This window comes from Micromonospora sp. WMMD558, assembly GCF_049315255.1.
Lineage (GTDB): Bacteria > Actinomycetota > Actinomycetes > Mycobacteriales > Micromonosporaceae > Micromonospora.
Window position 1 is genome coordinate 3279305 of record NZ_CP186061.1, and the last position, 13498, is coordinate 3292802.

The 13498-nt window shown below is 74.6% G+C and carries 12 protein-coding genes; 7 read left to right on the forward strand and 5 right to left on the reverse strand.

The features are described from left to right. On the forward strand, positions 1-1125 hold the full coding sequence (locus ACN26Y_RS16025) for a glycosyltransferase family 4 protein (RefSeq protein WP_155331039.1): 1125 nt from the start codon (positions 1-3) through the stop codon (positions 1123-1125). Between the two features lie 31 nt (positions 1126-1156). On the opposite strand, the gene ACN26Y_RS16030 is transcribed toward ACN26Y_RS16025, so the two are convergent. The 5 genes from ACN26Y_RS16030 to ACN26Y_RS16050 form a co-directional block, all read right to left on the reverse strand. Beyond that, complete coding sequence (locus ACN26Y_RS16030; RefSeq protein ID WP_230689067.1) at positions 1157-2812, reverse strand: putative bifunctional diguanylate cyclase/phosphodiesterase; 1656 nt, start codon at positions 2810-2812, stop codon at positions 1157-1159. A 145-nt stretch (positions 2813-2957) separates the two neighbouring features. After that, entirely contained in the window at positions 2958-3773 is an 816-nt protein-coding gene (locus tag ACN26Y_RS16035) for an SAM-dependent methyltransferase (protein ID WP_155331041.1), read from the reverse strand. A gap of 155 nt (positions 3774-3928) precedes the next feature. Beyond that, positions 3929-4597 (reverse strand): response regulator transcription factor, encoded by a 669-nt coding sequence (locus ACN26Y_RS16040; RefSeq protein ID WP_088972416.1) that lies wholly within the window; start codon positions 4595-4597, stop codon positions 3929-3931. 7 nt (positions 4598-4604) lie between these two features. After that, positions 4605-6296, reverse strand: coding sequence for a GAF domain-containing sensor histidine kinase (locus tag ACN26Y_RS16045; RefSeq protein WP_155331042.1), 1692 nt, complete (start codon positions 6294-6296; stop codon positions 4605-4607). A gap of 14 nt (positions 6297-6310) precedes the next feature. Further along, on the reverse strand, positions 6311-8107 hold the full coding sequence (locus ACN26Y_RS16050; protein ID WP_155331043.1) for an AMP-dependent synthetase/ligase: 1797 nt from the start codon (positions 8105-8107) through the stop codon (positions 6311-6313). Between the two features lie 129 nt (positions 8108-8236). Here ACN26Y_RS16050 and ACN26Y_RS16055 point away from each other — a divergent pair, with 129 nt between their 5' ends. From ACN26Y_RS16055 to ACN26Y_RS16080, 6 genes are all read left to right on the forward strand, one after another. Further along, positions 8237-8692 carry an SRPBCC family protein gene (locus tag ACN26Y_RS16055; RefSeq protein ID WP_155331044.1) on the forward strand — a complete coding sequence of 152 codons (456 nt, stop codon included), beginning with the start codon at positions 8237-8239 and terminating at the stop codon, positions 8690-8692. A gap of 40 nt (positions 8693-8732) precedes the next feature. Further along, on the forward strand, positions 8733-9371 hold the full coding sequence (locus ACN26Y_RS16060; RefSeq protein WP_155331045.1) for a hypothetical protein: 639 nt from the start codon (positions 8733-8735) through the stop codon (positions 9369-9371). 69 nt (positions 9372-9440) lie between these two features. Then, positions 9441-10388: an ROK family glucokinase gene (locus ACN26Y_RS16065; RefSeq protein ID WP_155331046.1), complete on the forward strand. Its 948-nt coding sequence runs from the start codon at positions 9441-9443 to the stop codon at positions 10386-10388. 23 nt (positions 10389-10411) lie between these two features. Then, on the forward strand, positions 10412-11122 hold the full coding sequence (locus ACN26Y_RS16070) for an endonuclease/exonuclease/phosphatase family protein (protein WP_155331047.1): 711 nt from the start codon (positions 10412-10414) through the stop codon (positions 11120-11122). A gap of 94 nt (positions 11123-11216) precedes the next feature. Next, on the forward strand, positions 11217-12623 hold the full coding sequence (locus ACN26Y_RS16075; RefSeq protein WP_155331048.1) for a flavin-containing monooxygenase: 1407 nt from the start codon (positions 11217-11219) through the stop codon (positions 12621-12623). Positions 12624-12678: 55 nt separating this feature from the next. Next, a complete protein-coding gene (locus tag ACN26Y_RS16080) occupies positions 12679-13494 on the forward strand; it encodes an alpha/beta hydrolase (protein ID WP_155331049.1) in 816 nt (271 codons plus the stop codon). Positions 13495-13498 lie beyond the last annotated feature (4 nt).

Below are 13498 nucleotides of genomic sequence, written 5' to 3' on the forward strand. Positions count from 1 at the left end.
GTGGGCCGCACCCTGCTCGTCACGAACGACTTCCCGCCCCGGCCCGGCGGCATCCAGTCCTTCGTGCACAATCTCGCCGTCCGGCAGCCTCCGGGATCGGTGGTGGTCTACGCCTCCAGCTGGCGGGGCGCCGAGAAGTTCGACGCCGACCAGCCCTTCGAGGTGGTCCGCGAACGCACCCGCGTGCTCCTGCCCACCCCGCTGGTGGCCCGGCGGGCGGCGCGGCTCGCGCGGGCGTACGAGTGCGACACGGTGTGGTTCGGCGCGGCGGCCCCGCTCGGACTGCTCGCCGCGGGCCTGCGCCGGCGGGCCGGGATCCGCCGTGCGGTGGCGCTGACCCACGGGCACGAGGTGGGCTGGGCGGCGCTGCCCGGCGCCCGGGCCGCGCTGCGCCGCATCGCCCGCGGCGTGGATGTGACCACCTACCTGGGGGAGTACACGCGGGTCCGGCTGGAGCGGGCGCTGCACGGGCTGACCGAGCTGCGCCGCCTCGCCCCCGGCGTCGACGTGGACGCGTACCACCCGTCGGTCGACGGCGAGCCGGTGCGCGTCCGGCTCGGGCTGGCCGACCGTCCGGTCGTGGTCTGCGTGTCCCGGCTGGTGCCGCGCAAGGGCCAGGACATGCTGATCCGGGCGATGCCGGCGATCCGCCGCCGGGTTCCGGACGCGGCGCTGCTGGTCGTCGGCGGCGGCCCGTACCGGGCCGCGCTGGAGAAGCTGGCCCGGCAGAGCGGGGTCGAGCGCGACGTCGTCTTCACCGGCACGGTTCCGGCGGCCGAGCTGCCCGCGCACTACGCGGCCGGCGACGTGTACGCGATGCCCTGCCGCACCCGCAACCGGGGGCTGGACGTGGAAGGGCTCGGGATCGTCTACCTGGAGGCATCGGCGACCGGCCTGCCCGTGGTCGCCGGTGACTCCGGCGGCGCGCCGGACGCCGTCCGCGACGGCGAGACCGGTTTCGTGGTCCGCGGACGCGACGTGGCCCAGCTCGCCGACCGGGTGGCGACGCTGCTCGCCGACCGCGACCTGGCCCGCCAGTTCGGCGCCGCCGGCCGTGCCTGGGTCGAACGGGAGTGGCGCTGGGAGACCCAGGCGCAGCGGATGGCGGCCCTCCTCGCCGGCTGAGCCGGGCCCAGCGGTCGGGGCGCGGCGGCGGTCAGGAGAGGCGGGCCAGGATGCGGTCGGCCGGTTCGGGGCGGCCGAAGTGCCAGCCCTGCCCCGCGTCGCAGCCGATGGCGCGCAGCCGTTCCGCCTGGCCGGCCGTCTCCACACCCTCGGCGGTGACCGTCAGGTCCAGCGCGTGCGCCAACGACACCAGTGAGGCGAGGATCCGCTCGTCGGCCCGGGCGTCCGGGGTCCGCAGCCCGGCGACGAACTCCCCGGCCACCTTCAGCTCGGTGACCGGCAGGTCCCGCAGGTACGCCAGGTTGCAGTAGCCGGTGCCGAAGTCGTCGATGGCGATCCGCACGCCGAGGTCGGCGAGCACCCGCAGCGCCCGAACCGGCTCCTCGGCGGTGCTCATCATGGTGCTCTCGGTGATCTCCAGCTGGAGCCGCTCCGGCGGCAGCCCGGTGTGCCGCAGCAGCGCGCGGACCTCCTGCACGAGGCCTGGGCGGTGCACCTGGCGTACGGCCAGGTTGACGCTCACGAAGGGCGCCGGCCCGCCGCCCGCCGACCAGGTACCCGCTGCCCGGCACGCCTCGGCGAGCACCCAGCCGCCGAGCGGCACGATCAGCCCGGTCTCCTCGGCCAGGTCGATGAAGCTGTCCGGACGCAGCACCCCCAGCTCCGGGTGGCGCCACCGCACGAGGGCCTCAACGCCGATGAGGCGGCCGTCGCGCAGGGAGGCCAGCGGCTGGTAGTCGAGGAAGAACTCGCCCCGCTCCAGCGCGGCCGGGATCGCCGCCGACAGGGCCTGCCGGGCCAGTTGGCGGTGGTGGCGCTCGGCGTCGTACAACTCCCAGCAGTCCCCGCCGGCCGACTTGGCCCAGTGCATCGTGCAGTCGGCGGCACGCATGAGCTCGCCCGGGGAGGTGCCGGCGACCTGCCGCTCGACCAGGCCCACGCTCGCCGTCACGGCCACCTCGTGCCCCGCCACCAGGGCCGGTTCGTGCACGGCGGCGAGGGCGGCCTCGGCGACCGCGATGACGTCCCGGGTGCCCGCGGTGTTCTCGATCAGGACGACGAACGCGTCGCCGCCGAGGCGCGCGACGAGATGGCCGTCGAGGTCCCGCCGGAACCGGTCGGCCACGATGGTGAGCAGGGTGTCGCCGACCTGGTGCCCGTACGAGTCGTTGACCCGCTTGAACCGGTCCAGGTCGAGGAAGCAGAGCCCGACCCGCTCGGCGGCCCGGCCGGGGGAGTTGACGGCCGCGGCGAGGCGCTCGGTGAACAGCGCCCGGTTCGGCAGGCCGGTGAGCGGGTCGTGGGTGGCCTGGTGCCGGAAGCGGGCCTCACTGGCCCGCAGCGCCCGCTCCGCCTCCGCCCACGCGGTCATCGCGGCGCGCCGGATCGACTCCTGCTCGTCCAGCGTGCGGTCCCGCAGCGCCCGCGCGTATCCGGTGGCCACGGCGGCGAGGAGCCGGGCCATCCGGTCCTCCACGTCGTCGGCGACCAGCCCGAAGTCGCGTACCAGCCGAAGGTGGACGACCTCGACCGTGCGCCCCAGCCCCTCCGCGGACGCGATGTGCGCGGCCACCAGTTCCGCACCCACCCGCTGGCCGGCGCGCAGGTCGAACGGCTCGGCGAGCAGGGCCGCCGCCAGGTCCTGGGCGAGGCGGCACAGCAGCGCCTCGAGCTGGGCCTGGGCCATCGGCAGGTAGCTCGTCCCGCTTACCGCCTTCGCCCACGCGCGGGCGAAGGTCGCCGCGCCGGACGCGGCGACGCCGGTCTCCGCGGGCCACGCGGCCCTGGCGGCCCCGGCCGGGCCGCGGGGCCGGAACGCCGTCCCGGGCGGCTCAGCGGCTGGCACCAAGGCACCCCACCCCGCCGATGAACGCCGACCGCTCGGCGTCCTCGGCGCTCTCGGGCGACTCCGGGCGCCACTGGGGCACCCAGACCACGCCCGGGTCCACCAGCTCGAAGCCGTCGAACAGTGCGGTCAACTCGCTGCGGCTGCGGATCCACAGCGGGTTGTCGGTGCGCCGGTAGACCGCCTCGGCCTCGGCCCGCTCGTCGTCACCCCGCCCGTCGGCGCTGGCCTGCGACAGCACCAGCCAGCTGCCCGGGGCGAGGGCGTCGCGCAGCGTCCGCAGCAGCTCGGCGGGGCGGTCGTCGTCGGAGACGAAGTGCAGGACGGCGACGACGAGCACGGCGATCGGCTGGTCGAAGTCGAGCAGCCGGCGGACGTCGGGGTGGTCGACGATGCGCTGCGGGTGGCGCAGATCCTCCTGCACGATCGTCGCTCCGTCGTTGCCGGCGAGGATCTCGCGGCTGTGCGCCACGGCCACCGGGTCGACGTCCACGTACACGACCCGGGCGTCGGGCGCGGCCCGCTGGGCGATCTCGTGCACGTTGCCGACGGTGGGGATGCCCGAGCCGACGTCGAGGAACTGCCGGACTCCGGCGTCGACCAGGAACTGCACGGCCCGCCGCAGGAAGGCCCGGTTGGCCTGAGCCATCAGTGGCGCCTCGGGCACCGCCGCGACCATCGCCTGCGCCGCCGCCCGGTCGACCGCGAAGTTGTGCGAGCCGCCCAGGTAGTAGTCGTACATGCGGGCCACGCTGGGGCGTTCGATGTCGATCTCGTCGGGTGCCCAGTCCGGCCGTCCCATGCCTCACCTCTTCGCCGCGCCCGGGCCGCGCCGCCCGTGGACCGCCTTCCGCCGGGGGAGACCATAGCGCGCCACCGCACCGGCCGGACACAGCGGTCGATGAAAAAGATTCGCGCCCGCCGGGTGGGCGGACGCGAACACTGTGGACGGCGAGGTCAGAACTTCGGCGCGTCCGGAGCCTCGAGCAGGCCGAGCCGCAGCGCGGTCATCAGCGCCTGGGCGCGGTTGGCGGCACCCAGCTTCTCGTAGAGCTTGGAGATGTGGGTCTTGGCGGTGGACTCGCTGACGAAGAGCTGCTTGGCGATGCCGGCGACGCTCATGCCGTCGGCGAGCAGCCGGAGCACCTGACCCTCGCGGGGGGAGAGCTGCGGACCGGACGGAGCCAGCCGGCGCTTCATCGCCTCGGCCAGGTCGGCGGCGGTGAACGCGCTGGGGGAGGAGGCGGCGTGCCGGGCCGCCGCGACCACCTCGTCGGCCGGGGCCGTCTTCGGTACGAAGGCGCTCGCGCCGGCCTCCAGCGCGCCGAAGAGCTGGTCGTCGCCGGCGTACATGGTGAGCACGACGATGCCCATGGTGGCGCTGGACTTGCGCAGGGCGCGGGTGGCCTCGAGGCCGCTGCCGTCGGGGAGGCGCAGATCCATGATCACCACGTCGGGCTGGAGCGCGCCGGCCTGGCGGACGCCCTCGGCTGCCGTGGCGGCCTCGCCGACGACCTCGAACTGGCGGTCGCGCTCGAAGGCGTGCCGGAGGCCCTTGCGGATCAGATCGTGATCGTCGACAAGGAGGACCTTGGTGCGGGTGGCCGGTGTCGGGCTTGTGGTCATCCTCGCGTTACTCCCCTTCTGCTGCTGCGCTGCCACGCACGGTATCGCGTCGGGGTGACGAACCCACCACCACCGCCACCGTCGTGCCACTTGGTTGCCGCGGCCTGATCTCCAATCGGCCCCGGATACGTTCCGCCCTCTCGGCCATGATCGCAAGACCGTAGTGCCCATCGGTGCGCTGGTCACCCATCCCGTGACCGTCATCCGACACTTCGATCTGGGCGTACGGGGGGTCGACCTCACAGGTGACCCAGAGGTTCGCGGCGCCGGCGTGCTTGCGCGCGTTGGTCACCGCCTCCTGGGCGATGCGCAGCAGTTCCGCCTCGGTGGCGGCGGGCAGCCGGGCCGTCGACTCGTCCAGCGACAGGTGCACCCGCAGCCCGCCGGAGGCGCCGACGGTGCGCGCGTACTCGGCGATCGCGGCCGCCAGCCCGCCGTGCCGGTCCACCTCGCTGCGCAGCTCGAACAGGCTCAGCCGCAGCTCGGTGATCACCCGGGTGACCTCCTGGCGCAGCGTCCGCAGACTCTCGGCGGTCTCCTCGGCGTCGTCGTGCACGGTGGCCAGGGCGTTGTCGATGCCGTAGCCGACCATCACCAGCTCCTGGGCCACGCCGTCGTGGATCTCCCGGGCCAGCCGCTGCCGTTCCTCGTTGGTGGCCAGCGACCGCACCTCGTCGAAGAGCAGCGCCGCCTCCAGCCGCAGCGCCGCCGGGCTGGTCAACGCGGTCACCCGGGACACCACCTCGGGCGGGTACGCGTGCGCGGCGTCCGCCTCCAGCACCACCAGCCCCACCGTACGCACCCCGGCGACCAGCGGGACGATCAGCGCGGAGACCTCCCTGCCGGTGTGGGAGCGGGCCTGCGAGCGGGCCGCGGTCTGCGGCTGCTGGCTGGCCCACGCGTCGGCGATCGCCGAATCCGCGTCGAGCGTCGTCTCCCAGTCCACCCGGTCGACGCCCGACTGGGCCAGCACCACCAGCCGCCCGCCGCCGCTGGCCGACAGCACCGCCGCCCGGTCCGCCCGGGCCACCGACCGTAGCTCCTCCAGCAGGTGCTCCGAGATGCCGCCCGGGTCGAGGGTGGCGCCGGGCAGCTGGCGGGCGACCGTCCGGAGCTGCGTGAGCAGCCGGGTCGCCTCGGCGTACGGCTGCGGCTTGCCGTCGCCGCGCGCCTGCATCACCCGGTGCAGGGTGCTCGCCGCGTAGAGCCCGAGGCCGGCGAGGATCAGCCACTGGGCGCAGACGGCCAGGTAACCGATCTGGGCGAGCTGGCGCCTCCCGTCGACCTCGGTCAGCGCGCCCGCGACCAGCAGGGTCACCGCGGCGACGGCGAGCAGCGCGGCGCCTTCGCGGAACCGCCGGCGCAGGGCCGTGACGGTGACCGGGACGGCCAGGTACGGCAGCACCGCCGAGGCGCCCAGCCCGCCGTTCTGCGCGCCGATCGTCGCGACCGAGGCGACCTGGCTCGCGGCGAGCCCCAGCACCACCACCTCGGCGACCCGGCTGAGCGGCCCCAGCCGGTGGTGCGTCGGCGCGAGCAGCGCGGGCAGGCCCGCCACCGCCAGCAGCGCGATCCACCACAGCTGGGCGACGTCCCGCGTCGCGAACAGGGTCAGGACGGCGACCAGCGCCAGCATGACCACGCGCGCGGCGGCGGCGAGAGGGTGCGGGCGCGGGAGGGCGGATGTCGAGGCGGGCACGTGACGGATCGTAGTCAGCCGCGGTAGATGTCGGCGATCTCCGCGGCGTACGACTTGTGCACGACCTGCCGCTTGACCTTGAGCGACGGGGTCAGCTCGCCGGTCGCCTCGGTGAAGTCCCGGGGCAGGATCCGGAAGACCTTGATCGCCTCGGCCTTGGACACCACCTGGTTGGCGGCGTCGATCGCGATCTGGATCTCGGCCCGAAGCTCCGGGTGCTCGCACAGCACCTCGACCGGGGTGTCCGTCGGCAGGCCGGCCGCCTCCAGCCAGGTCGGCAGCGCCTCCTCGTCGACGGTGACCAGCGCCGCGATGAACGGCTGCCGGTCACCGACGACGACGCACTGGCTGACCAGCCGGTGCGCCCGGACCTGGTCCTCCAGGACCGCCGGGGCGACGTTCTTGCCGCCGGCGGTCACGATGATCTCCTTCTTGCGGCCGGTGATGCTGAGGTAGCCGTCGCTGTCGAGGTGGCCGAGGTCGCCGGTGCGGAACCAGCCGTCTGCCAGCGCCTCGCCGGTGGCGACCTCGTTGCGCCAGTAGCCCTTGAAGATCAGGTCGCCGGCGATGAGGATCTCGCCGTCGTCCTCGATCCGGATGGTCACGCCGGGCAGCGGCCGGCCGACGGTGCCGATCCGGGTCGCGCCGGGCAGGTTGGCGGCGGCCGCGGGGGAGGTCTCGGTCAGGCCGTACCCCTCGCAGATGTTCACCCCGATGCCCCGGAAGAAGTGCCCGAGCCGGGCACCGAGCGGCGCGCCGCCGGAGATGGCGTCGCGGCACCGGCCGCCGAGCGCCGCGCGGAGCTTGCGGTAGACGAGCCGGTCGAAGAGCGCGTGCTGCGCGCGCAGCGCCAGGCCGGGGCCGGCCGGGGTCTCCAGCGCCTCGCTGTACGCGATGGCGACGGCCTCGGCGCGGGCGAAGATCTTCCCCTTGCCGTCGGCCTCGGCCTTCTGCTTGGCGGCGTTGTAGACCTTCTCGAAGACCCGCGGCACCGACAGCACGAACGTCGGGCGGAACGCCTGGAGTTCGGCGACCAGGTTCTTCGTGTCGGCGCAGTGCGCCATCGTGGCGCGCGCCTGCACGACACCGATCTGGATGAGCCGGGCGAAGGCGTGGGCCAGCGGCAGGAACAGCAGGGTCGACGCGTTCTCGCCGAACAGGTTCGGCAGGACCGGCACCGCGTTGGCGATGTCGGCGTACATGTTGCGGTGGGTGAGCATGCAGCCCTTGGGGCGGCCCGTGGTGCCACTGGTGTAGATGATGGTGGCGAGGTCGCCGGACCGTACCGCCGAACGGCGCCGCTCGATCTCCACCGGGTCGACCGCGGCGCCCGCCGCGACCAGCTCGTCGACCGCGCCGAGGTCGATCTGCCACACGTTCGCCAGTTCGGGGAGCCGGTCGCGTACGCCGGCGACCAACGTGGCGTGTGCGTTGGTCTCCACCAGCGCGGCGACGGCGCCGGAGTCGGACAGGATCCAGGCGGCCTGCTCCGCGCTGGACGTCTCGTAGATCGGCACGGTCACCGCGCCGGCCGCCCAGATGGCGTAGTCGAACAAGGTCCACTCGTAGCGCGTGCGGCTCATCAGGGCGACCCGGGCGCCGGGCTGCACGCCGGCCGCCACCAGGCCCCGGGCGACCGCGACGACCTCGTCGCGGAACTGCCGGCAGGTCACCTCGACCGGGGTGCCGTCGGGGCCCGGTCGGACGAACTGCACCGCGTCCGGGGCGACCTCGGCATTGTCCCAGACCGGATCGGTGAGGTTGGCCGAGTCGCCGACGGTGACGATCGGCGGGACGGAGAACTCGCGCACCTGCACTCTCCTCGTGCTCACACTGGCCGGGCGGGGCCGCCACCTCGGGTCGGCTCTGTCGAAACCTACCCGCCCGAGCGGGTGGGTGGCGCAGGCAGGTTCCTCCCGCCGCCGGGTAGCCTCCCCCCCATGGCGGACTCCTCCACCCAGTCGATCATCATCGGCGCGCCACCGGAACGGGTGGCGGCGGTCATCTGCGACTTCCCGCGCTACCCGGAGTGGACCGAGGCGGTACGGGACGTGGAGGTCGTCGAGGAGTACGAGGACGGCTACGCGAGCCAGGTCCGGTTCACCATCGACGCGGGCGTGATGGCCGACGAGTACGTGCTCGCCTACGAGTACGCGGAGGACCTCACCCGTATCGAGTGGCACCTGGTGGCGCCCTCGAAGATGCAGAAGGCCCAGCGCGGTTCGTACGACCTGGTGGGCAACCCCGACGGCACGACGACGGTGACCTACACGCTGGAGGTCGAGTTGTCGGTCGGGATGCTGGGCATGTTCCGCCGCAAGGCCGAAAAAATGATCATGGACACCGCGTTGAAGCAGCTCAAACGCCGGGTAGAAGCACCCGGTGCGGCGCAGTGACGCGGCCGGCGGCCCGGCCGCCCCGGTAGAGGAGCCGAGCGTGGGGACAACGGATCCGGGCTCGGCCCGGGAAGAGGCGGAACGACTGGTCGCCACGCTGCTGGCCACCGCGCGGCTGGCCGCGGCGGGATCGGGGTCGGCGGCGTGGGGTCCGCTCGGTGGGATCGTGTCGAGTGTCCTCGGTCACAGCGGCGGCCCGGGCGGGTCGGCGGGTTCCACCGGGGGTGGTTTCGCCACCGGAACCGCGGAGTGCTGCATCTGCCCGGTCTGCCGGGCTGTCGCCGCGTTGCGGGACCCGAGTCCGGAATTCGCCGAGCGGCTCGCCACCGGAGCCGGCGACCTGGCCGCCGGGGTGGCCAGCCTGCTCCGCGCGTTCGCCCCGGCCGAGCCGGCCCACGAGCGGGCCGACGAGCCCGCCCCGGCCCCGCCGACCGCCGGCACGGAGGATCACGTGTGGCGCGAGGCCACCCGGAGCGGGCATGATTCTCCGTCGGCGCCCGAGGGGGACGTCTGGTCCGCTGCCACCCGCACGGAGGAGACCCCCGACCCGGCCGCCGCACCGCCCGTCGACGTCGCCGGGCCGGCCGCGCCGGTGACCGTACGGGCGGCGGCCGACCGTCCCGTGGTGCCCGCCTCCCGGGTGCCCGGTGACGCGGGCGAGGACGCCCGGGGGGCCTGACCACCACCTCCCGACCCCACCGAGCGATGCCGTGGGGCCGGGGCAGCACAGCAGAGGGGAGTGGCAGCGGTGACGCTGACCATCGGAGTCGACGTCGGTGGCACGAAGGTGGCCGGCGGTGTCGTGGACGACGCCGGCAGGGTCCTGGTGCAGGCCCGACGGGACACTCCCGCCGATGACGTCGGCAAGACCCGCGACGTCATCATCGAGGTGGTCGGCGAGTTGGCGCACGGGCGGACGGTCGAGGCGGTCGGCATCGGCGCGGCGGGCTGGATCAACGCCGGTCGCTCCACCGTTCTCTTCGCCCCCAACCTGGCCTGGCGCGACGAGCCGCTGCGCGACTACGTCAGCGCGGCGGTGAACCTGCCGGTGATCGTCGAGAACGACGGCAACGTCGCCGCGTGGGCCGAGTTCCGGCACGGCGCGGCCCGCCACGCCGACGACTCGATGGTCATGTTCACCATCGGCACCGGCGTGGGCGGCGGCATCGTCCTCGGCGGCGAGCTGGTCCGCGGCGCCAACGGCATCGCCGCCGAACTCGGGCACATGCTCACCGTGCCCGACGGGCACCAGTGCGGCTGCGGCCGGCTGGGCTGCATCGAGCAGTACGCCAGCGGCAGCGCCCTGGTCCGCTTCGCCCGCGCCGCGGCCCGGCAGGAGCCGCACCGCGCCGCCGCCCTGCTGGACCTGGCCGGCGGGGAGGCCGAGGCGATCACCGGCCCGATGGTGACGGCTGCCGCCAAGGGCGGCGACCCGGTCTCCGCCGAGGCGTTCGCCCAGGTCGGCCGCTGGCTGGGCACCAGCCTCGCGGACATGGCGCAGATCCTCGACCCCCAGGTGCTGGTCGTCGGCGGTGGCGTCATCGACGCCGGTGACCTGCTGATGGGCCCGACCCGCCGCTCCTTCACCGAGGCGTTGGCGCAGCGCAGCCGGCTGCCGGTGGCCGAGATCCGGCCGGCCCAGCTCGGCAACACCGCGGGCGTCATCGGCGCCGCCGACCTCGCCCGCCGGATCTAGGGCCGGTGTCGACGCAGGCCCCGGTGACCGCACCGGGTGACGGCGTGCCGCTGCGCGTCGTGTCGTACAACATCCACAGCCAGCGGGACGACACCGCCGCGCTCGCGGCGGTGGTCCGCGCCGCCGCGCCGGACGTGGTCATCGTGCAGGAGGGACCGCGCCGGTTCCGCTGGCGGCAGAAGTCCGCGGCGCTCGCCGCGTCGTTCGGGCTGGTGGTCGCGGCGGGCGGGCTGCCCGCGCTGGGCAACCTGCTGCTGACCAGCCTCCGGGTGCGGGTGACCGCGGACCGGTGCCAGCGGTTCCCGCTCACCCCCGGCCGGCACCTGCGGGGCGCCGCGTACGCCGACTGCGTGGTCGAGCGGGGCGCCCGGTTCACGCTCGCCGGTGCGCACCTGTCCACCGACCCGGCGGAGCGGCCGGTCCAGGCCGAGCTGTTCGCCCGGGGGCTGGCCGACGCGCCCTGGCCGGTGATCGCGGGCGCGGACCTCAACGAGGGGCCGGACGGGCCGGCCTGGGCGACGGTGGCGGCCGGCCGCACCGACGCCGCGGTGGCGACGGACCGGGCCGACCGGCTCACCTACTCGTGCGCCAACCCGAGCCGGCGGATCGACGCGCTCTTCGTCGACCCACGGATCACCGTCGTCGACTACGACGTGGTGGACACGCCGGAGACCCGCCGCGCCAGTGACCACTTCCCGGTCCTGGTCGACCTGCTGCTGCCCCCGACCGCCTGACCGCGGCGCCGGGGCCGGGGCTGGACATCGGCCATCCGATGTGGGCAGGATGCTGCGCGACCCGGCACCCGTGCCGCACAAAGGAGAACCCTCGGTGTCCACCTCCACCGACGACGGCCGGCCCGACCCGGAGTCGAGCACCCTCGACGTGACCCGCGACGGCCGCCCGGTCTCGGACCGGGGCGACACGGTCTGCGTGATCGGTGCCGGCGCGAGCGGGCTGACCGCCATCAAGAACCTCACCGAGCACGGGTTCGGCGTCGACTGCTACGAGCGGGAGACGGGGGTCGGCGGCGCGTGGAACTGGCGGCACGACCGCAGCCCGGTGTACGCGAGCACCCACCTCATCTCGTCGCGCCCGTTCACCCAGTTCCCCGACTTCCCGATGCCGGACGACTGGCCGGACTACCCGCACCACAGCCAGTTGCTGTCCTACTTCGAGCGGTACGCCGACCACTTCGACCTGCGCCGGCACATCTGGTTCGGCACCGAGGTGGTGCGGGTCGAGCCGGTGGCCGGGGACCGGTGGGACGTCACCACCCGCAGCACCGGCGGCTACGGCCCGGAGCGCACCTCCCGGTACGCGGCCGTCGTGGTCGCCAACGGCCACAACTGGTCCCCGAAGCTGCCGAGCTACGACGGCCTCGCCGAGTTCCGCGGCGAGATCATGCACTCCTCGTCGTACAAGGACCCGGCGCAGCTGCGCGGCAAGCGGGTGCTGGTGGTCGGCGCGGGCAACACCGGCTGCGACATCGCCGTGGAGGCCGCGCAGCAGGCGTCACACTGCTGGCACTCCACGCGCCGCGGCTACTGGTACGCCCCCAAGTACGTCCTCGGCCGCCCCGCCGACCAGGTCAACGACGAGTTGCTGGCGCTGCGGGTCCCGCGGCGGGTCCGGCAGTGGCTCTACCACCTGACGCTGCGGCTGACCGTCGGTGACCTCACCCGGTTCGGCCTGCCGAAACCCGACCACCGGGTGTACGAGACCCATCCGATCGCCAACAGCCAGCTCGTGTACCACGTCGGCCACGGCCGGATCACCCCGGTCCCGGACGTCACCCGCTTCCACCCGTACGCCGTCGAGCTCGCCGACGGCCGGCGGATCGACCCGGAGCTGGTCGTCTTCGCCACCGGCTACCTGCCGCGGTTCGAGTTCCTCGACCCGAAGATCCTCGGCGACGACGGCGGAACCGGCCGGCCGACGCTGTGGCTCAACGCGTTCGTGCCCGGTCACCCGACGCTCGCGGTGGCCGGCCTGGTGCAGCCCGACTCCGGCATCTTCACCCTGTCGCACTGGCAGGCCGTGCTGTTCGCCCGGCTGCTGCGGCTGCGGGTGACCCGCCCGGACCGCGCGGCGGCCTTCGCCGGGAAGGTCACCGCGAAGGCGGGGGAGCGTTACTCCGGGCCGGTCAAGGACAGCACCCGGCACTGGTTCGAGGTCGGCCACGCCGACTACCTGCGCGCCGTCCAGCGCGCCATGCGGGACCTGGAGGCGCGGTGAGCGCGAGGAGTGCGGCGGAGCGAAGCCCCGCAGTGGCGAACGAAAGGTCGGCACGGTGAGCCAGCAGGTGCGGATCATGCGGGGGTGGGAGTGGGCCCGGCCGGTCCGCCCGGTCCGGCGCGAGGTGCTCGGCGCCGCCCCGGAGCTGGAGGAGGGCCGCCCGCCACTGCTGTTCGTGCCGGGGTTCGGGCACGGGGCGTGGGCGTTCGCCGAGCACTGGCTGGGTCACGCCGCCGGGCGCGGCTTTCCCGCGTACGCCCTGAGCCTGCGCGGCCACAGCGGCAGCGGCCCGGCGCCGGACGCGACGCTGCGCGCGTACGCCCATGACGTGGTCCAGGTGGCGGCGGGCCTGCCGCGCCGGGCGGTGCTGGTGGGGCACGGCGCCGGGGCGCTCGTGGTCGCGCACGCCCTGGCGCGCTACCCGGCCCGCGCCGCCGTCCTGGTGGCGCCGGTCCTCGGCGGCTGGGGTACGGCGCTGACCGCGCTGCGCCGCAACCCCCTCGGGACGCTGCCGGCGCTGGCCGGCGGCCGGCTGCGGTTGAGCCGCTCCCAGCTGTTCAGCCGCGAGCTGCCGGCGGCGGACGCCCGGCGGCACGTCTCCCGGCTGGGCCGGGCCGCCCGGCGTGCCCAGTGGCAGCTGCTGCTGGGCCGGGAGCCGGAGCCGGCGGTGGGCGACCCGCCGGTGCTGGTGCTCGGCAGCCCGGACGACCGGGTGGTGCCGGCGGCGGCGCTGACCCGGGCGGCCCGGCGGTACGGCTCCGCGCCGCTGCTCTTCCCCGGCATGGGGCACGACCTGATGCTCGACGTGCGCTGGCGGGAACCGGTCGACGCGATCCTGGACTGGCTGGAGAAGGATCCCGTCCGAGGTTGAGCGC

Bases quoted from the DNA above. Each gene is read 5' to 3' on its own strand.
- ACN26Y_RS16055 (WP_155331044.1), top strand. From the start codon at position 8,237: ATGGCGGACTCCTCCACCCAGTCGATCATCATCGGCGCGCCACCGGAA.
- ACN26Y_RS16040 (WP_088972416.1), bottom strand. From the start codon at position 4,597: ATGACCACAAGCCCGACACCGGCCACCCGCACCAAGGTCCTCCTTGTC.
- ACN26Y_RS16035 (WP_155331041.1), bottom strand. From the start codon at position 3,773: ATGGGACGGCCGGACTGGGCACCCGACGAGATCGACATCGAACGCCCC.
- ACN26Y_RS16030 (WP_230689067.1), bottom strand. From the start codon at position 2,812: ATGGCCCAGGCCCAGCTCGAGGCGCTGCTGTGCCGCCTCGCCCAGGAC.